This is a genomic window from Stenotrophomonas sp. 89682_Sma, assembly GCF_056481405.1.
In genome coordinates this window covers 4,146,796-4,166,370 of record NZ_CM151147.1, presented here as the reverse complement: position 1 = coordinate 4,166,370, position 19,575 = coordinate 4,146,796, and the positions used below count along the sequence as shown (strand labels likewise).

At 67.5% G+C, this 19,575-nt stretch carries 16 protein-coding genes; 9 read left to right on the top strand and 7 right to left on the bottom strand.

Translation table 11 applies throughout. From position 1 onward, the window contains the following. The first annotated feature begins 140 nt into the window (after positions 1-140). Positions 141-2,672 (top strand): methyl-accepting chemotaxis protein, encoded by a 2,532-nt coding sequence (locus ACZK29_RS19170; RefSeq protein WP_478446368.1) that lies wholly within the window; start codon positions 141-143, stop codon positions 2,670-2,672. Positions 2,673-2,749: 77 nt separating this feature from the next. Here the strand turns inward: ACZK29_RS19170 and ACZK29_RS19165 are convergent, their stop codons facing one another. Continuing rightward, positions 2,750-3,136 (bottom strand): DUF2628 domain-containing protein, encoded by a 387-nt coding sequence (locus tag ACZK29_RS19165; protein WP_024957921.1) that lies wholly within the window; start codon positions 3,134-3,136, stop codon positions 2,750-2,752. 216 nt (positions 3,137-3,352) lie between these two features. On the opposite strand from ACZK29_RS19165, the gene ACZK29_RS19160 reads away from it, so the two are divergent. After that, positions 3,353-3,526 carry a hypothetical protein gene (locus ACZK29_RS19160; protein ID WP_005411154.1) on the top strand — a complete coding sequence of 58 codons (174 nt, stop codon included), beginning with the start codon at positions 3,353-3,355 and terminating at the stop codon, positions 3,524-3,526. A 60-nt stretch (positions 3,527-3,586) separates the two neighbouring features. Here ACZK29_RS19160 and ACZK29_RS19155 read toward each other — a convergent pair whose 3' ends face one another. Next, the gene (locus ACZK29_RS19155; protein ID WP_164147233.1) at positions 3,587-5,632 is read right to left on the bottom strand and encodes a TonB-dependent receptor domain-containing protein; all 2,046 of its coding nucleotides are present in this window, start codon (positions 5,630-5,632) and stop codon (positions 3,587-3,589) included. Between the two features lie 495 nt (positions 5,633-6,127). On the opposite strand from ACZK29_RS19155, the gene mdoH reads away from it, so the two are divergent. The 5 genes from mdoH (at position 6,128) to hemC (ending at position 12,026) form a co-directional block, all read left to right on the top strand. Then, positions 6,128-8,053, top strand: coding sequence for a glucans biosynthesis glucosyltransferase MdoH (mdoH, locus tag ACZK29_RS19150; protein ID WP_164147232.1), 1,926 nt, complete (start codon positions 6,128-6,130; stop codon positions 8,051-8,053). A gap of 50 nt (positions 8,054-8,103) precedes the next feature. Then, a complete protein-coding gene (locus ACZK29_RS19145; protein ID WP_180872504.1) occupies positions 8,104-8,763 on the top strand; it encodes an alpha/beta hydrolase in 660 nt (219 codons plus the stop codon). Between the two features lie 3 nt (positions 8,764-8,766). After that, positions 8,767-9,810: a sensor histidine kinase gene (locus ACZK29_RS19140; protein WP_181453408.1), complete on the top strand. Its 1,044-nt coding sequence runs from the start codon at positions 8,767-8,769 to the stop codon at positions 9,808-9,810. A gap of 10 nt (positions 9,811-9,820) precedes the next feature. Then, the gene (locus tag ACZK29_RS19135) at positions 9,821-10,552 is read left to right on the top strand and encodes a LytR/AlgR family response regulator transcription factor (protein WP_012481330.1); all 732 of its coding nucleotides are present in this window, start codon (positions 9,821-9,823) and stop codon (positions 10,550-10,552) included. 562 nt (positions 10,553-11,114) lie between these two features. Continuing rightward, complete coding sequence (gene hemC, locus ACZK29_RS19130) at positions 11,115-12,026, top strand: hydroxymethylbilane synthase (protein WP_111205046.1); 912 nt, start codon at positions 11,115-11,117, stop codon at positions 12,024-12,026. Between the two features lie 71 nt (positions 12,027-12,097). Here the strand turns inward: hemC and ACZK29_RS19125 are convergent, their stop codons facing one another. Beyond that, on the bottom strand, positions 12,098-12,874 hold the full coding sequence (locus ACZK29_RS19125) for a DUF481 domain-containing protein (protein WP_005411146.1): 777 nt from the start codon (positions 12,872-12,874) through the stop codon (positions 12,098-12,100). A 106-nt stretch (positions 12,875-12,980) separates the two neighbouring features. Then, a complete protein-coding gene (locus tag ACZK29_RS19120) occupies positions 12,981-13,583 on the bottom strand; it encodes a LolA-like protein (protein WP_033833962.1) in 603 nt (200 codons plus the stop codon). Positions 13,584-13,664: 81 nt separating this feature from the next. Here ACZK29_RS19120 and ACZK29_RS19115 point away from each other — a divergent pair, with 81 nt between their 5' ends. Further along, entirely contained in the window at positions 13,665-14,636 is a 972-nt protein-coding gene (locus ACZK29_RS19115) for a helix-turn-helix transcriptional regulator (protein ID WP_005411144.1), read from the top strand. Between the two features lie 26 nt (positions 14,637-14,662). Continuing rightward, the gene (locus ACZK29_RS19110; protein ID WP_012481327.1) at positions 14,663-15,457 is read left to right on the top strand and encodes a MetQ/NlpA family ABC transporter substrate-binding protein; all 795 of its coding nucleotides are present in this window, start codon (positions 14,663-14,665) and stop codon (positions 15,455-15,457) included. A gap of 106 nt (positions 15,458-15,563) precedes the next feature. Here ACZK29_RS19110 and glpK read toward each other — a convergent pair whose 3' ends face one another. From glpK to ACZK29_RS19095, 3 genes are all read right to left on the bottom strand, one after another. Continuing rightward, on the bottom strand, positions 15,564-17,063 hold the full coding sequence (gene glpK / locus ACZK29_RS19105) for a glycerol kinase GlpK (RefSeq protein WP_111205044.1): 1,500 nt from the start codon (positions 17,061-17,063) through the stop codon (positions 15,564-15,566). A gap of 69 nt (positions 17,064-17,132) precedes the next feature. Continuing rightward, positions 17,133-18,608 carry a glycerol-3-phosphate dehydrogenase gene (gene glpD / locus ACZK29_RS19100; RefSeq protein ID WP_478446367.1) on the bottom strand — a complete coding sequence of 492 codons (1,476 nt, stop codon included), beginning with the start codon at positions 18,606-18,608 and terminating at the stop codon, positions 17,133-17,135. 179 nt (positions 18,609-18,787) lie between these two features. Further along, positions 18,788-19,423: an OmpW/AlkL family protein gene (locus ACZK29_RS19095; RefSeq protein ID WP_005411140.1), complete on the bottom strand. Its 636-nt coding sequence runs from the start codon at positions 19,421-19,423 to the stop codon at positions 18,788-18,790. Positions 19,424-19,575: the final 152 nt, after the last annotated feature.

Here is a 19,575-nt window from a genome sequence, read left to right as displayed (position 1 = left end):
CTCGTTGGCAGGCGGCCGCTAACCCGGTGCGCTTCCTGCGCCGGGCGGGTCCCGGCGGCCGGTGGCCTGCGCGACGGATCGCGCGCCTGCGCGGTGCCCTCGCGGTGCCGGTCGTCCTGAACTGCCTTGCGGACCCCTCCATGCCTTCTTCCCGTTCTGCCGCTGCCCGCCGTCCGGGCAGCATCGCCCACAAGCTGATGCTGGGCACCGCTGTCATCGCGCTGCTGTGCTTCGGCCTGACGGCGTTCCTGATCTATCGCCAGGCCAGTGCCAGCCTGATCGATGCCTCGCGCCAGACCATGACCAGCGAGGCCAACGCCGAAGCGCGCCAGGTCGCTGCCGACCTGGGCACGGCGTTCGCCAGCAACGATGCCATGGTCGAAGCCGTGCTCGCCCAGCGTGCGCGGGGTGACGTGCCTGATCGCGCCAGCCTGGCGGCCGTGCTCGGTGAGCAGCTGCGTACCCACCCGGAATGGCTGGGCAAGAGCACCATGTGGGAGGCCGACGCCTTCGATGGCAAGGATGCCGAGTTCGCCAATACCGAGATGCATGATGCCAGCGGCCGCTACATGAGCTACTGGGCCTGGCATGACGGCAAGCCGCAGCAGTCGACCATGACCGACTACACCGAAGCCGCCGACGGTTCGGCCGACTGGTACGTGGTGCCCAGCCGCGACAAGCTGCCCAAGGTCAGTGAACCCTATGCCTATGACATCGCCGGCCAGCAGGTGCTGATGAGCACGCTGAGCTCGCCGATCGTCGAGAACGGTACCTTCCTCGGCGTGTTCACCGTCGACTTCTCGCTGGCGGCGCTGCAGAAGCACCTGGCGACGCTGACGCCGATGGGCGCAGGCCGCGTCGAGCTGCTTTCGCCCAACGGCGTGGTGCTGGCCTCGGCGAATGCCGCCGAGATCGGCAAGCCGCGCACCGACGCATTGACCCGCAGCATGCTGGCCGACATCGCCGCCGACCGCCGGTTCGAAGCCTTCACGCCCGATGCAGCCGGCAACGTGCGCGTCTACGTGCCGCTACGCGTGGGCAATGCCCCGCAGCGCTTCGCGCTGGGCGTGGTGATGCCGCACGCGGTGATCGTGGCCGAGGCGCGCCAGCTGCTGTGGTTGACGCTGCTGGTGGGCGTGGTGGCCGCGCTGACGCTGAGTGCCGGTGTCTACGTGCTGCTGCGCCGCCTGGCGATCCGCCCGTTGGCCGAAGCGGTGCGGGTGGCGGGTGACGTCGCCGCCGGCAAGCTCGACAGCACCTTGCCTGCGCGCAGCAACGATGAAGTGGGCCGCCTGCTGGACGCGATGCAGGGCATGCGCGGGCAGCTGCAGGCGGTGATGGCGGCGCAGGCGGAAATGGCGCGCCGCCACGATGCTGGCGAGCTGAGCTACCGCATGGACGCCACTGCCTTCCCCGGCGAGTACGGCCGCATGGTGGCCGACAGCAACCAGCTGGTGGCTTCCAGCAATGCGGTCACCCAGCGCCTGGTCGAGGTGATGCAGCGTTACGCGGTGGGTGACCTCAGCGTGGACATGGAAGCGCTGCCGGGCGAGAAGGCGGTGTTCACCGCAGCGATGGCCACCACCAAGAGCAACCTGGCCGCGATCAACGAGCAGATCCAGCAGCTGGCCGCCGCCGCGGCGGCCGGCGACTTCGCTGTACGCGGTGATGCCCAGCGCTTCGACCACGATTTCCGCCGCATGGTGGAGACCCTCAACATCATGATGCAGGTCAGCGATCACAACCTGGCTGAGCTTTCGACGCTGCTTCGCGCGATTGCCGCCGGCGACCTCAGCGCACGCATGCGCGGCGATTTCCATGGCGTGTTCGCGGTGATGCGCGACGATGCCAACAGCACCGTGCAGCAGTTGACCCAGATCGTCGGCCAGATCCAGCAGTCGGCCGCCAGCATCCGCCTGGCGGCGGGTGAGATCGCTGCGGGCAACAGCGATCTCTCGCGTCGTACCGAGCAGCAGGCCGCCAACCTGGAAGAAACCGCCGCCTCGATGGAGGAGCTGACCTCCACCGTGCGCCAGAACGCCGACCACGCGCTGCAGGCCAATACCCTGGCAGGATCCGCCGCTGACGTTGCCAGCGAGGGCGGGGAAGTGGTCAACCAGGTGGTGCAGACCATGGAGCAGATCGAGGCTTCCTCGCAGCGCATCGCCGAGATCATATCGGTGATCGACGGCATCGCCTTCCAGACCAACATCCTGGCGTTGAATGCGGCGGTGGAAGCGGCGCGGGCCGGTGAGCAGGGCCGCGGCTTCGCGGTGGTCGCCAGCGAAGTGCGCGCGCTGGCGCAACGCTCGGCGGGCGCAGCGAAGGAGATCAAGGAGCTGATCGACGCATCCGTGGCGCAGGTCGGTGCCGGTGCGCAGCTGGTGCACGGTGCGGGCCGTACCATGCAGGCCATCGTCGGCCAGGTGGGGCGCGTCAACGAGATCATGGCCGAGATCTCGGCTGCGTCGCGTGAACAGTCCGCCGGCATCGAGCAGGTCAACCAGACCGTGGTGCAGATGGATGAGACCACCCAGCAGAATGCCGCGCTGGTGGAGGAAGCCAGCGCCGCGGCGCGGGCTATGGAGGAGCAGGCCGAGCAGCTGGCCGTGGCGGTCTCGCGCTTCCGCCTGCAGGCCGAACCGGAGGCCATGGCCCGCCGCGCGGCCTGATCCCGGAAACGAAGACGCCCGGCGGGGGCCGGGCGTCGGTTGCATCCTTGCCGCGCATCCTGCGCAGGTCTGATGGCTCAGAACATTCCTTCAAACGGGTTCCAGCTGGTACGTCCTTCCACCTTCTCCAGGTAGTAGCTGTAGTTGGTGCTGGAGGCGACCAGCAGGTTCATGGCGATGAACAGCATGCGCCCGACGACGTCCGGAAGGAACATGGTGATGATGGCCAGCGCGATGTTGATGCCGATCACCACCAGTGCCTTGCGCCACATGCCAAGAATCAGCAGGTAGATGGCACCGAAGAACAACGCGAAGAAGTTCAGGTTGATCTTCAGGCGGTCACCAAAGGACAGCGCCTTCCAGGCCTGCTTGAAGCCGGGGTTCTTGGGGGCGCCGTGCTGGCGGAAGAAGTTGAAGCGGAACTGCCACTTCGGGCTGAACTGGGACAGGTCAGTGGTATTCATTGGGGGAGACATCCCTGTGAGAAAACGTTTTCATGATAGGACAAGTCCTATTCAGGATCCAAGCGTCACCGTCAAAAATGTGACGCCTGCCTTGTTCCGGCTGCTGCGGCAGGGGCGCGCACCGTCACCCGCCCGCCTTGTTTTTAGGATAGGGTGCGCAGTTCCGCTGCCGCACCAGCTGAATCCGTGCGGCGGCGGGATGTCCATGGAGGTTGCATGACCACACCTGCTACACCGGAAAACGCACCGGGACCGGTGCTCCTGCCGACACCTGAAGTGGTGCAGGCACAACAGCTGCTCGCACGCCAGCAACTGGCGGTGGCGATGGACCGTGCACGCACGGCGGCTACGCAGAGCGCGGCGCCCGCCGCCGCATTGGAAAGCGAGTAATCCGCAACACCGCCGATCGCGCTGGCCCGTCGCCAGCGCGATCGCGGCGGACGCTCTTGGTCAGAACCGCGCGGTCATGCTGAGGAAGTAGCTGCGCCCGGCCACGAAGTAATCGGTGGAGCCTTCCGCATACAGCTTCTTGTCGGCCAGGTTGCTGACGCCGCCACGCAGGGTCAGTACCTCATTGACGTTCCAGGCGGCGGTCAGGTCATACAGCGTGTAGGCCTTGAGGAAGGTCGTCGCCGTGCCGGCCTGCCTGCCGGTGTACTGCGCCGACAGGCTGCTGGAAAACACCGCGTCGGGCGTCCAGTCCAGCGACGAATAGCCCGAGAATTCGGGGGTATCGATCAGGTTGCGGCCGGTGGTCAGGTTCCTGGCTTCCTTCATCCATGTCGCCGAGGTGCGCCAGCGCCAGTGCTCGCCGAAGCGGACATTGAAGCTGCCTTCCATGCCGCTGGTGCGTGCGCGCTGCACGTTGCTCATCCGCGTCCACCAGATGCCGTTGAACCTGCCCAGCGGTGCGTACTCGATCTTGTTCCTGAAGTCGGTGTGGAAGTAGGTCAGGCCGGCATCGACCAGGTCGTTGTCGAAGCTGATGCCGATTTCGCGGTTGGTGCTGGTTTCCGGGTCCAGGTCCGGGTTGCCGGCCATGTAGCAGCCGCCGCGGGTATAGCCCAGCGGAATCAGCGAGGTGCAGCCACGGCCACCGGACTGGGTGGCGGCGCTGGCGGAGTTCTCGGTCAGGCTGGGGGCGCGGAAGCCCTTGGAAACGCCACCGCGGATGGTCCATTGCTCGGCCGGATGCCAGACCAGGTAGGCGCGCGGGCTGACGTGGCCACCGAACTTCTCATGGTGATCCAGTCGCGCGCCCAGGGTCAGTGCCAGGGTGCGGTGCAGCTTCAGTTCGTCTTCGACGAACAGGGCCCAGGTATCCACTTCCAGATCGGAGCCGCTGACGGCATTGCCGGCATAGTCGATCGGCGCGCGGCCGATGGTGTCGGTGTTGGTCAGCTTCTGGCGCTTCCACTGGCCGCCCACGGCGAACTGGTGTTCAACGCCGAGGGTGAACGGCGTGGTCAGGCTGCCCTCGATGATCGTATCGGTGGCTTCGGAACGGCCGGTAGCACCGATGTCGTTCCTGTACTCGGTCCAGTACGCACTGATCTTCGAATTGCCGAAGCTCCACTTGCCATCGTGGTTGAGCGCCAGCGAGCTGCGCTTGAGTTCGCTGGCACCCCAGGCGCCTTCATCCTGCTTTTCCAGCGAAGCGTCGATGAAGGCCTGCTGCACGCCATGGCCGGCTTCGAGCGACAGTTCCTGCGCGTCGCTCAGTTTCCACTGCAGCAGCGCATCGACATTGCGGTCCTTCTCGCCTGCATACGCGTTGCCGTAGACACCGCCATTGGAGCGATCCGAATCGCGGCGCATGCTGTTGGCACCGATGCGCAGGCCGAAGCGCTCGCCGAGCGGGCCGGAGAACGTCGCACCGATCTGCTGGGTGTCGCCGCGCTTGCCATCGCCCGGGCGGGTATAGCTGTGGGTGGCGCTGCCGCTCCAGTCATCACCGATGCGCCGGGTGATGATGTTGATCACGCCGCCCATGGCGTCGGAGCCATACAGCGACGACATCGGTCCGCGCACCACTTCGATGCGCTCGATCTGGTCAGGCGAGATCCAGTTCAGGTCCTGGCGGCCCAGGTCCGGCCGGTAGTTGGTCGAGGCCGAGCTGCCCATGCGCTTGCCGTCCACCAGCACCAGCGTGTAGTTCGACGGCATGCCGCGCAGCTTGATCTTGGACTGCTCGCCAACCGCACTGAGGCCACCGGTCACGCCGGGCACGCGGCTGAGCAGGGTGGCCAGGTCGTGCACCGGCTGGCGCGCGATGTCCTCGCGGCTGATCACGCTGATGCTGGCCGGCGCATCCTTGATCCATTGCTGGTTGCCCGAGGCGGTGACCACCACGGTATCCAGGTCCTTGGTGGAGGCATCGGCGCTGGCCTCTGCAGCGGCCACGCCGGGCAGGGCCAGCAGGCAGGCGGTGGCCAGGGCACTGGCCAGGCGGGTGCGCGGCAGGCGCGCGGAACGGGAGCGGAACGGCTTGGACATGACGGCTTCCATCGAATGAGGGGGGACCGGATGGAAGCAGCGGGCACACGCAGACAAGCAGGCAGGCCCCCTTCCATGGGTCATAGGGCGCACGGTTCGGGCCGGCGCAGCTGGGTGGGTCTCGGCCGTACGGAAGACGGCGACCTGCCTGGTTAATGAAATGATAACCGTTCGCGTTTGTTACGATCCAGTACCCGGTGCCACGAAGCGACATTCCGCTGCGCGGTCCGCCATCGCCTGCTGTTTGCTGAATGGGGATAAATCCCGGCGTAGACCTTCGCACTCGGCTTACATCCGGCGCCCTAGACTGGGCCGCATTTTCGATTCCGCCCCGTTGGAGATCGTGTGGGTTCCGGTAGTGACAGACAGCGACTGTGCGGCCAAGGGCCGGTACAGCCAGGACAAGTGCGGGCGCCGGGAAGGCGCGCCGGGAACCTTCGCGCATGCAGCCCGGCCGGGACGGCCGGCCATGCCGATCGTGGGGAGTAAGCGGTGATGGGGGGTCACACCATCCACGCGGAAGCGGATGCGCCCCGGCTCGACGCCGGCTGGGCGCTGCTGCCGGCTGAATCTCCGCTGCCGATGCCCGAACAGACCCTGCGCGAAGGCAAGCTGAAGGTCCGTCGGCACCGTACCTCGCCACGCCTGATCGGCCTGCGCCGGTTCTACATCTTTGGCGGCACCCTGGCCATGACCGCCATCGCCACCCGCATGATGTGGCGGGTGCTGTCGGCCAATGGCATCAGCGTGCTGGAAGCCTGCCTGCTGGTGCTGTTCGTCGGCCTGTTCGCCTGGATCGCGCTGTCCTTCGCCAGCGCCGTGGCCGGCTTCCTGACCGCCGTGTTCGACCGTGGCTATCGCCTTGGCATCGACCCGGACAAGCCGCTGCCGACCGTGCACAGCCGCACCGCGCTGCTGATGCCGACCTACAACGAGGATCCGCGCCGACTGCTGGCGGGCCTGCAGGCGATCTACGAGTCGGTGGCCGCCACCGGCCAGCTCGAACGCTTCGACTTCTTCGTGCTCAGCGATACCCGGCGCGAGGACATCTCACGCGCCGAGGAGCAGGTATTCGCCGAACTGCGCGAGCGCGTGCCGGACGGCCAGACGCGGCTGTTCTACCGCCGCCGTGGCGACAACAGCGGGCGCAAGGCCGGCAACATCGCCGACTGGGTGCGCCGCTTCGGTGGCGCTTACCCGCAGATGCTGATCCTGGACGCCGACAGCCTGATGACCGGCGACAGCATCGTGCGCCTGGTGGCCGGCATGGAACACAACGCCGATGTCGGCCTGATCCAGACCCTGCCCTCGGTGATCGGTGGCCGCACCCTGTTCGCACGCATGCAGCAGTTCGGCGGTCGCGTGTACGGCCCGGTGATCGCCCGTGGCGTGGCCTGGTGGCATGGCGCCGAGAGCAACTACTGGGGCCACAACGCCATCATCCGCACCCGTGCCTTCGCCGACCACGCCGGCTTGCCAGCGCTGCCGGGGCGCAAGCCGTTCGGCGGCCACGTGCTCAGCCACGATTTCGTCGAGGCAGCGCTGATGCGCCGTGGCGGCTGGGCCGCGCACATGGTGCCGTACCTGGGGGGCAGCTACGAAGAAGGCCCGCCGACCCTGACCGACCTGCTGGTGCGCGACCGTCGCTGGTGCCAGGGCAACCTGCAGCACGGCAAGGTGGTCGGCAGCCGTGGCCTGCACTGGATCAGCCGCACCCACATGCTGATCGGCATCGGCCATTACTTCACCGCGCCGATGTGGGCGATGCTGATGCTGATCGGCATTGCGATCCCGCTGTTCCAGGAAGGCATCGATTTCAATGCCCTGCTGCACCTGTCACCCAGCGTGTACTGGCGGGCCCAGGACGAGGAGCAGGTGGTGCGCCTGTTCGCCGCCACCATGGCGGTGCTGCTGCTGCCCAAGGTGCTGGGCTATCTGGCGATGCTGCTGGACCCTGTCGACCGCCGCGGTTGCGGCGGTGCGATCCGTGCGTTCGTGTCGATGCTGGTGGAGACCGTGCTGGCCGCACTGATGGCACCGGTGGTGATGTACGTGCAGTCGCGCGGCGTGGCCGAAGTGCTGTCCGGCCGCGATTCCGGCTGGGACGCACAGCAGCGTGACGATGGTGGCATCTCGTGGATGGCCTTGATCCGTGGCTACGGCGGGCTGGGTGTGTTTGGTGCGTTCATGGGTGTGCTGGCGTGGGCGGTGTCGCCGTCGCTGGCAGCCTGGATGGCGCCGGTGGTGATCGGCATGGTGCTGGCCGTTCCGGTGGTCGCGCTGACCTCCTCGCGCGGTCCGGGTGCCTTCCTGCATCGCCTCGGCCTGCTCGACATCCCCGAAGAGAACATTCCGCCACCGGTGCTGGTGCGCGCCGCGCAGCTGCGCCGGGAAGCCGCCGAGCAACCGCCGCTGTACTGATGGCCCTGCACCAGCGGCATAATGCGGCTCGAACTTGAAGGAGCCGCATCATGCTGCAAACGGTGGAACAGGAAACCGGCGCCTCGCCACAGTGGTCGGTGATCTGGCTGCACGGGCTTGGCGCCGACGGCCACGACTTCGCGCCGATCGTGCCGGAACTGGTGCGTCCGCACTGGCCGGCGCTGCGCTTCGTGTTCCCGCACGCACCGGTGCGGCCGATCACGATCAACAACGGCGTGCCGATGCGCGGCTGGTACGACATCGTCGGGATGGACTTCCGCTCGCGTGCCGACATGGCCGGCGTGCAGGAATCGGTGCTGCAGCTGGATGCGCTGATCGCACGTGAGATCGAGCGCGGCGTCGCGCCGGAGAAGATCTTCCTGGCCGGCTTCTCGCAGGGCGGGGCGATCATCCTCACCGCTGCACTGTCGCGCATCGCGCCACTGGCCGGCCTGATCGCACTGTCCACTTACCTGCCGGAAGCCGAGCGCGCCAGGCGCGTTGACGGTGCGGTGCAGGTGCCGGTGTTCATGGCCCATGGCAGCAGCGACCCGGTGATTCCGCAGGCGGTGGCCGTACACAGCGCGCAGGCCCTGCAGGCGCTGGGCCTGGAGGTGGAGTGGCACAGCTACCCGATGGCCCACCAGGTCTGCGCCGAAGAGATCCAGGCGCTCGGTGACTGGCTGCAGGAACGGTTGGGCGCTGCCTGAGCCATGCCCCCGGCCAGCACATCGCCGTGGATGCCGGAACTGTGCCGCCTGCCGCGGCTGGCGGCGATGCTCGGCCTGGCCCAGCTGGTGGTGGTGGTGCTGGCGCTGGCGCCCGATGGCAGCCGCCACTGGACCTTCGGCGAGCTGCTGTCGGCCAGCGGCTTCGCGCTGTGGCTGGCGCTGGCGGTGACCGCCAGCCTGTGCCTCCTGCGGCAGGCACTGTCGAGGCTGCCGCAGGTGCTGGGCGCTGTCGCGGCGATCATGCTGGCGACCCTGATCGCGGTGGTCTGTGCCGGCATCGTGCATGCACTGTACGCGGTACTGGGCGACAACTTCGCCCGCGGCATCAGCTTCTGGCGCTTCACCCTGGGCAGTGCGGCAACCACGGCACTGATCGCCGCACTTGCCCTGCGCTACTTCTATGTGAGCGATCGCTGGGCCGCGCAGGTGCAGGCCAACGCGCGTGCCCAGGCCGACGCGCTGCAGGCGCGGATCCGGCCGCACTTCCTGTTCAACAGCATGAACCTGATCGCCAGCCTGCTGCATCGCGATCCGGCGGTGGCCGAACGCGCGGTGCTGGATCTGTCCGATCTGTTCCGTGCTGCCCTGGGCGCGGGCGAGGGCGACTCCACCCTGCGTGACGAATGCGAGCTGGCCGAGCGCTATCTGTCGATAGAGTCGCTGCGCCTCGGCGAGCGTCTGCAGGTGCGCTGGCAGCGCGATGAGCCGCTGCCGTGGGACCTGCCACTGCCGAGGCTGGTACTGCAGCCGCTGGTGGAAAACGCAGTGCTGCATGGCATTTCGCGGCTGCCCGAAGGCGGCACCATCGAATTGCAGCTGGTGCGCGAGGGCAACGAGCTGCAGATCCGCGTGCGCAATCCCGCGCCCGATCCGCAGGCGCCGGGGTTGGCGCTGGCGCGCGGTGCCGGCCATGCCCAGCACAGCATCGCTCATCGGCTGGCCTGGCGCTTCGGCGCCGCCGCGCGGATGACGGCTGGCTGGAGCGAGGGCTACTATGCCTGCCAGGTGACAGTGCCGATCCAGTGAGGGGACGACCGTGAGGGTAGTCATCGCCGATGACGAACCGCTGGCGCGGGAACGCCTGCGCAGCCTGCTGGCGGCGCAGGACGGGGTGGACGTGGTGGCCGAGGCCGGCAACGGCGAGCAGGCCCTGCATGCGTGCGCGGAGCTGCAGCCGGACCTGGTCCTGCTGGATATCGCCATGCCCGGGCTGGACGGCCTGGAAGCCGCCCGCCACCTGGCCAGCTTCGAGCCGCGCCCGGCGGTGGTGTTCTGCACGGCTTATGACGCGCATGCGCTGTCGGCGTTCGAGGCGGCGGCCATCGATTACCTGATGAAGCCGGTCCGCGCCGAGCGCCTTGCCGCAGCGATCGCACGTGCACGCACGTTCCTGGCCGGCCGCGATGGCCAGCCGCAGGACAGCGGCGGGCAGCAGGCCCGCAGCATGCTGTGCGCACGCCTGCGTGGCAGCCTGCGGCTGATCCCGCTGGACGACATCCACTACCTGCAGGCGGAAGAGAAGTACGTGGTGGTGCACCATGCGCGCGGCGAGGACCTGATCGAGGAGTCGCTGAAGTCGCTGGAGGAAGAGTTCGCCAGCCGCTTCATCCGCATCCATCGCAACTGCCTGGTGGCGCGCCACGAGCTGGTGGAGCTGCGCCGAGGCACGGGTGGTCAAGTGCAGGCGGTGCTGCGGCATGGCAAGCAGCCGCTGGAAGTCAGCCGCCGCTGCGTGGCGACGCTGAAGCAGGAACTGCGGCATCTGTGAGTGGTCCGCGCGGCCTGCGGCCGCGACTGCTATGAAATCAACAGCAACAGCAACAGCGGGTCATGGCTCGTTGTTTCTACGTGCTGGGATGGGCCGGGGTGGGGCGGCGGGACACGCTGCAAGTACATCCATGTAAGCTCGATGGCGCCATCCATGGCGCCAACGGTCCCGCCGCCCCACCCCGGCCCAACCCTCTCGTTCTTCAACGCATCGGACAGCAAGAGCATTGTTGTTATCGGCTTGGAAAGAGGGGTCAGATCCCTTTTCCTGCGGAAAAGGGATCTGACCCCGGAAGCCGTCGGCTGTTGCTTTTGCTTCTGCTTTTTTCTTTTGATCTTCCGTGGCTGAGGCGCACTGAAGCTGTCAGAGGCCGGGCGGGGTGGGGTCGCGGGGGTGTCCGCGGCATGGATGCCGCGGCCAAGCCTCCACGGACGGATTCACGGCGTCCCCCGTGACCCCACCCCGTCCGGCCAAGCGCGGCTGTTGCTTTCATGACCCCTCCACCAGCCACGAGGGGCTCCGCCGTTGGCCGTATCCGCGCCGAAGGCGCGATAATGACCGGATGGAAACCGTCCGCATCGCCACCCGCAAGAGCCCGCTCGCCCTCTGGCAGAGCGAACACGTCGCCGACCGCCTGCGCCAGGCCCATCCCGGCTTGCATGTGGAACTGGTGCCGATGAGCACCCGCGGCGACGAAGTGCTCGACCGTTCGCTGGCCGCCATCGGTGGCAAGGGCCTGTTCCTGAAGGAGCTGGAGCTGGCCATCCTGCGCGGTGAGGCCGACTGCGCCGTGCACTCGCTGAAGGATGTGCCGATGGAACTGGACGAACCCTTCGCGCTGCCGGCGATGCTGACCCGCCACGATCCAGCCGATGGTTTCGTCTCCAACCTGTACGCCTCGCTGGACGCGCTGCCGATCGGTGCGCGGGTCGGCACCTCATCGCTGCGCCGCCAGGCCCAGCTGCGCGCGCTGCGCCCGGATCTGGAATTGCTGGACCTGCGCGGCAACGTCAACACCCGCCTGGCCAAGCTCGACAATGGTGGTTACGACGCCATCGTGCTGGCCGTGGCCGGCCTGGAGCGTCTGGGTCTGGGCGAGCGCATCGTCGCGCGCCTGCAACCGCCGCAGTGGCTGCCGGCCCCGGCGCAGGGCGCGGTGGCGGTGGAGTGCGATGGTGGCAATGCGCGGCTGATGGCGTTGTTCGCCCCGCTTGATGACGCGGCCACGCGTGCCTGCGTGGAAGCCGAGCGGGCGATGAACCGTGCGTTGCATGGCAGCTGCCACGTGCCGGTGGCGGCCATCGCGCAGTGGCAGGGCGATGACCTGCACCTGCAGGGGCTGGTTGGCAGCGCCAGCGACGGCCGTGCGGTGCGCGCCGAAGCCGTGGGCCCAGGCAGTGATCCGGAAGCGCTGGGCCAGCAAGTGGCGAAGATGCTGCTGGATGCCGGTGCCGGCGAACTGCTGAACGTCTGAGCCATCGCAGGTCGTGCCGGCCAGCGGCCGGCACCACCGGAAGAAGAACGGGCGCCCTTGGCGCCCGTTTCTTACTTGAACTTGTAGACCACGTTCATCGTGGTCAGCGTATCGGTCTTGCGCTTGTCCTCGGCCACGTCACTGTTGTAACGCGCCTGCCAGCCGGCCTTCAGCGCCAGGTGCTCGTTCATGCTCACCGACACGCCGAAGTCGTTCTGGCCGAAGGTGTTGTACGAACCGGATTCGACCAGCAGGGTATTGACCAGGTCGGTGTTGTCGGTCAGCGAGTACTTCATGTCGAACAGGCCGCGGCCGATCATGCCGGTGCGGGTGCGGTCGTCCTCGGTGCTGTGGGTGCGGCGCACACCGGGGCCGATCTGCGCGTCGAACGAGAAGCGCTCGGTGTTCCACAGGCGGGTGCCGTAACCCAGACCGAACGAGCTCTGGCGGTCGTAGGTGGCGAAGTCGTCGCGCTCTGTACGCACCGTGGCCGTCAGCTGGCGGTGCTCGCCCAGCTGCAGCGCGCTGCCGGCACTGCCGGTGTAGCGGTTGGCGGTGGTGTTGTTGCGGCGGGTAGTGGTGCCGTCGTCGCGGGTCTCGGTCACCTTGGAGCTGGAACGCAGGCCGGCCAGGTCCATGCTGTGCACCCAGTCGCCGTCGGTGTAGCGCAGGCGCAGGCGGCCGTTGAAGCTCTCGGTGCTGCTGTTGCCGCGTGCCGAGGCGAAGCCGAGCTCGCCGCCACTGCCGCTCCACGGCGAAGACATCGCCGCCAGTTCGGAGGCATCCTGTGCATACGCGAGCGGCGCGCACAGCAGCAGGGGGATCAGCAGGGACACGCGCAGGGACATCGGGGCTTCTCCGAAGCGGTTGACAGCCGGTGATGATACTGGAAGCGTGATGGCGGTCAGAATCGATCCAAGGCGCGCTTCAGCAGACGTTGCCGCGGACGCCTATTCAGGGCAGATCGATACGCAATGCCGGGTCGTTGAAGCGCGAATAGCGCAGGCGCAGCTGGAAATTGCGGCCGTTGCTGCTGCCGCTGCGCACGATCTGCCGTGGCAGGCCCTGGGCGTCCACCCAGTATTCCAGGCGTTCGCCGGGCTGGGCGCCACGCAGCCGGTAGTGACGGGTTTCGACTCCATCCAGCGATTGGCTGCCCAGGTCTTCGGCCTGCAGCTCGGCAGGCAGGGCGTCGGCCGGCAAGGGATTGCGCCACTGCTCCAGCAGGCCCGGCGGGGTGGGAACCTGGCGGATCGCACCGTCGGCCTGCAGGAACATGGTGTCGCCAATGATCGTCTGCGGCCCGCCCGGGGTCTGCACCCGGAAGCGGTCGGGGGCGACGAAGTCCATGGCACTGCGCACCGGCTGCGGCGCGCCCAGCACCTCCAGCTCGGCATGGAAACTGCCCAGGGCCGCAAAGCGTTGGCTGGCGCCCAGTACGGCCTGGGCCGGATCGGCCGCGGGCACGGGGGCTTCGGTCCTGGCCGGCGCCGGTGCGCGATCGCAGGCAGCCAGCAGCAGGCAGGCCAGCAGGGACAGGGCGGGCAACCGGCGCATCGGGCATTCCATGGGGGTGGGGGCGACCACGATAGCCCAAACGTCCCACACAAGACCCGCGACTCGGACATAATCGGGGGTATGGACCGATACGAACGCATCACCGCCCTGCATCGTCTGCTCAAGTCCGCGCGCTATCCGGTGACGGTGGCGACCCTGCAGGACAAGCTCGGTTGTTCCCGTGCCACCGTCTACCGCGACCTGGCCTTCCTGCGCGATGCGCTGATGGCACCGATCGAGGGCGACGGCGAGGCCGGCTTCCGCTACCAGGCCGACGAGAGCGACCGCTTCGAACTGCCTGGCCTGTGGCTCAGCTCGGAGGAGCTGCACGCCCTGCTGGCCTCGCAGCACCTGCTGGCGCGTACCGGCGGCGGCGTGCTGTCCTCGGTGCTGGCGCCGCTGCAGCAGCGTATCGAGAGCCTGCTGGCTGCCCAGGCCGGTGTCTCCAACTGGCCGGTGGACCGTGTGCGGGTAATCCCGCACCGCGGCCGCAAGTTCGATGAAGGCAGCTTCCGCAGCGTGGCCTCGGCGGTGCTGGAGCGCCGCCAGCTGGCGTTCGAGTACCGTGCCCGTTCCACCGACGAGCCGACCAAGCGCACCGTCTCGCCGCAGCGCCTGACCCATTACCGCGACAACTGGTACCTGGATGCCTGGGACCATGACCGCGAAGCCCTGCGCAGCTTCGCCGTGGACCGCATCCACAAGGCGCGCGTGGTCGACAGCACTGCCCGTGACGTCGCCGACAGCGAGCTGGACGAGCAGCTGGGTGCCAGCTACGGCATCTTCTCCGGTGCGCCGAAGGGCTGGGCGACCATCCTGTTCAGTGCCAAGGCCGCGCGCTGGGTGGCCGACGAGCATTGGCACTCCAAGCAGCAGGGCCGCTTCCTGGCCGATGGCCGCTATGAACTGAAGGTGCCGTACAGCGTCTCACGCGAACTGCTGATGGACGTGCTGCACTACGGCTCGGATGCCGAAATCGTCGAGCCGGTGATGCTGCGCGAGCAGGCCAAGGCGCTGCTCGAGCTGGCCCTGAGCAACTACGAAAAATCCTGACACTCCCCCCGAGAACTCCTCCGCCCATGAAGAAGACCCTGTTGCTGCCCCTGCTCGCCGCTGCGCTGGCCCTGACCGCCTGCGGCAAGTCCGGCGAGCCCTCGCAGAAGCTGGTGGTGGCCGCCACGGCCGTGCCGCATGCCGAGATCCTTGAGGTGGTCAAGCCGATCCTCAAGCAGGAAGGCGTGGACCTGGACGTGCGCGTGTTCAACGACTACGTGCAGCCCAACGACCAGCTGGTGCAGAAGCAGGTGGACGCCAACTACTTCCAGACCGAGCCGTACCTGGATGCCTACAACCGCGATCGCAAGACCGATCTGGTGAAGGTGATCGGCGTGCATATCGAGCCGTTCGGTGCCTATTCGCGCAAGGTCAAGTCGCTGGCCGAGCTGCGCGACGGTGCCGACGTGGTGATCCCGAACGACCCGAGCAACAACAGCCGCGCGCTGATCCTGCTGCACAAGGCCGGCGTGATCGAGCTGAAGGATCCGGCCAACGCGCTGTCGACCCTGCGTGACATCACCGCCAACCCGAAGAACCTGAAGTTCCGCGAGCTGGACTCGGCGATGCTGCCGCGCGTGCTGGACCAGGTCGACCTGGCCCTGATCAACACCAACTACGCGCTGGATGCGGGCCTCAACCCGACCAAGGATGCACTGGCGATCGAGAGCAAGGACTCGCCGTACGTGAACTTCCTGGTCGCGCGGCCGGACAACAAGGACGACGCCCGCGTGCAGAAGCTGGCCAAGGCCCTGACCAGCCCGCAGGTGAAGGCTTTCATCGAGACCAGGTACAAGGGCGCGGTGCTGCCGGCGTTCTGACCGGCGCTACGGACGTTCTGGCCATGCGGTCGTGCCGGCCACTGGCCGGCAATCTGCAAACGCCGCCAAGGATCATGGGGTTGCCGGCCAGCGGCCGGCACGACCTTCAGTCGACGTGGAAGGCGAGGGTGGCCGCCACGGCCTGCTGCCAGCCTGCATAGAGTTTCTCGCGCCGCGCCACTTCCATCTGTGGCTCGAAGCGCCGGTCCAGGCCCCATTGCGCGGTGATCTGCTCGCGGCTGGACCAGAACCCGACGGCCAGACCGGCCAGGTAGGCCGCGCCCAGCGCGGTGGTCTCGGTCAGCCGCGGCCGCAGCAGAGGCACCCCAAGGATGTCGGCCTGGAAGCCGGCCAGGAAATCGTTGCCGATCGCACCGCCGTCGGCGCGCAGTTCGGTCAGCGCGATGCCCGCATCGGACTGCATCGCATCAAGCACGTCGCGGGTCTGGTAGGCCATCGCCTCCAGCGCGGCACGCACGAAGTGTGCCTTGCGGGTGCCACGGGTCAGGCCGAACATCGCGCCGCGCACATCGCTGCGCCAGTAGGGCGCGCCCAGGCCGACGAATGCCGGCACCAGATACGCGCCGCCGCTGTCCGGCACCTGCGCGGCCAGTGCCTGGCTGTCGCTGGCACGCTCGATCATGCGCAGGCCGTCACGCAGCCACTGCACCACCGAGCCGGCGATGAAGATCGAGCCTTCGAGTGCATATTCCACGCGCCCGTCCAGGCCCCAGGCAATGGTCGTCAGCAGGCCGTTACGGGATCGTACCGCCTGCCTGCCGGTGTGCATCAGCATGAAGCAGCCGGTGCCATAGGTGTTCTTTACCATGCCCGGCTGGAAGCAGGCCTGGCCGAACAGCGCCGCCTGCTGGTCTCCGGCGATGCCGGCGATCGGGATCGGGTGGTCGAAGAAGAACTGCGGCCGTGTGTGCGCATACACCGTGCTGGAATCGCGCACCTGCGGCAGCATCGCGCGGGGTATGTCCAGCAGCGCCAGCAGGTCGTCATCCCAGTCCAGCGTGTGGATGTTGAACAACAGGGTGCGTGCGGCGTTGCTGTAGTCGGTCACATGCGCCTGGCCGCCACTGAGGTTCCATACCAGCCAGCTGTCGATGGTGCCGAACAGCAGCTCGCCACGCTCGGCGCGTTGCTGCGCACCTTCCACGTGGTCGAGGATCCAGCGCACCTTGGTGGCGGAAAAATAGGCGTCGATCAGCAGGCCGGTGCGTTCGCGGACCAGTGCCTCATGCCCGTCGCACTTCAGTCGCTCGCAGATGGCATGGCTCTGCCGCGACTGCCAGACAATGGCATTGTGGATCGGCTGGCCGGTGGCGCGGTCCCAGACCACGGTGGTCTCGCGCTGGTTGGTGATGCCCAGCGCGGCGATATGACGCGGGTCGATCTGTTCGCGGCTGAGCAGTTCGGTCAGCGTGGCATAGACACTGGTGAGGATCTCGCGCGGGTCATGCTCGACCCAGCCGGGTTGCGGGAAGATCTGCGCGAACTCGCGCTGCGCACTGCCGACGATGTCGCCAGCACGGTCGAACAGGATCGCGCGCGAACTGGTGGTGCCCTGGTCGATGGCCAGCACGTAGCGGGGCGTCATGCAGCGTCTCCGGTAGCGATGGGGAAATCCTAAAGCATCGGTAGGGCCGGGCCATGCCCGGCGCTACCGTTACTCCATCCACGCCTGCAGCCGGGCCACCTGGTCAGCGTCCAGCCGCAACCCCAGCTTGCTCCTTCGCCATAGCACGTCTTCGGCGCTACGCGCCCATTCGTGGTCACGCAGGAAGTCGACCTCGCGCGCGTGCAGGCCCGCACCAAGATCCTCGCCAAGATCCTCCAGGCCGTGCGCGCCCTGCAGCAGCGCAGCACTGCGGCTGCCGTAGGCCTCGGCCCAACGCTGCGTCGTATCGGAGGGCAACCACGGTGCCAGTGCCTGCAGGCGGGAATGCGCCTGCGCGGCGTCGCCCCAGTCGCTGCCCGGCAGTGGGTGGCCCGTTGCCGTCCATGCCGGTCCCATCTGCGGCAGGGCGGGGCGCAGCAGGTCCAGCGCTTCTTCGGCCAGCACGCGGTACGTGGTCAGCTTGCCGCCCAGCACATGCAGCGCGGGCGCCGGGCCGGACTGCAACTGCAGGCGGTAGTCACGGCTCAGCTTCGCTGCACGCGGATCTGGATCGGCAAGTAGCGGGCGTACCCCTGCGAACTGCCAGACCACGTCCTGCGGGGTGATCGGCTCGCGCAGGTAGTGGTTGGCGGCCTCGCACAGGTAAGCCGCCTCCGAAGGCAGCACGCTGCACCGGGCCGGGTCGCCGCGGTAGTCGGTGTCGGTGGTGCCGACCAGCAGGTGGTCGTGGGCGAAGGGCAGCAGGAACACCACGCGGCCATCGGGCTGCTGAAGCAGGCAGGCGCTGTCGTCGGGCCAGGGCCGGCGCAGCACGATGTGGCTGCCCTGTACCAGGCGCAGGGCGGGGCCGCCATCGCGCGCCTGCATACGTTCCAGCAGGCCTCCTGCCCAAGGGCCGGCTGCATTGGCAACGGCCTGGGCGATCACCGTTTGCTGCCGGCCGTCGGTGGCTTCCAGCGTGGCCTGCCAACGGCCCAGCACAGGGCGCAGTTCAATGCAGCGGCTGCGCACATGTACCCGTGCGCCACGCCGGGCGGCGTCCAGCGCATTGAGCAGTACCAGCCGCGCGTCATCGACCTGCGCATCGGCGTAGCTGAAGGCCTGCCGCAGCGCCGGGGAGAGCCAGGGGCCGAGCGGGTCGCGTTGCAGGTCCAGTGCGCGCGAGGCGGGAAAACTCGGGCTGCGCCGGCCCAGATGATCATACAGCCACAGGCCCGCGCGCAGCATCCAACGCGGTCGCAGGTGGGGTTCCCATGGCAGCACGAAGCGCAACGGACGGACCAGATGGGGGGCCTGCCGCCGCACCACTTCGCGTTCACCCAGTGCCTTGCGCACCAGTCCGAACTCGCCCTGTTCAAGGTAGCGCAGGCCTCCGTGGATCAGTTTGCTGCTGGCGCTGGAGGTGTGTGCGGCCAGGTCATCCTGCTCGCACAACAGCACCCGCAGGCCGCGGCCGGCCGCATCACGGGCGATGCCGGCGCCGTTGATGCCGCCACCGATCACCAGCAGGTCGACGTCGTGCATCGTGCCTCCGTGTCCTGTGTGTGTGCGTAGAGTCGACTGCCTTTTGTAGAGTCGAGCCATGCTCGACTTCTGGAAGAGCAGTCGACTGACAGTCGACTCTACAGACAGCAGGTGACGGAAACGACGACGGGCCCCGCAGGGCCCGTCGCGTTACATCAATGAAGCAGGTACTGCCTGGATCAGAAGCGGGCGCCGATGCCGAAGCCGACGGTCCACGGATCCATCTTCGCTTCGCCGATCTTCTCGCCGCCGACCTTCACGTCCGGACGCGAACGCATGTAGCGGGCATCGGCACGGGCGAACCAGGTGGAGTTGATGTTCATGTCCACGCCGACGGTGCCGATCACGCCCTTGGCATCCTTGAGGCGGATGTCGGAGCTGCTGCCGTCGGCCAGCGTTTCATTGCTGAAGCTGGACTGGTAGTAGCCCACGCCCACGAACGGACGGAACACGTTGTCAGCCTGGCCGAAGTGGTACTGGCCGCTCAGCGCGACCGGCTGCTGCTCGACGTTGCCCAGGCGGGCATTGTTCGGGCCCTTCACCTTGTGGTCGAACTTGTCGGCGGCGCCCCACAGTTCAACGGCCCAGTTGTCGTTGATGTAGTAGCTGAAGCTGACGGTCGGCGCCGGGCCACCATCGACCTTCTTGATGCCGTCGATCGGATCATTCTTCGGCTGCAGCAGCGCGACGCCGCCAACCACGGCAAAATGCTTGCCCGAAGCGGTATCGGTGGAGCTGCTGTCCTGGGCGAAAGCGGCCGGCGCGAACGCGGCGGAGGTCAGCAGGGCGAGACTCAGGATACGGATGGAGCGCATGGGGGTATCTCCTAGTGTTTCTTGTTTTGGGCCCCCGGTTGCGGGGCGAGCACACCGTAGTCGCCTCAACATGAATCGAATCCGACGCGCGTTAAAAAATAGTTCTCCTTGTTCAGCGATCAGTGCGAAAAGCCTGTTTCCATGGGGTTTTC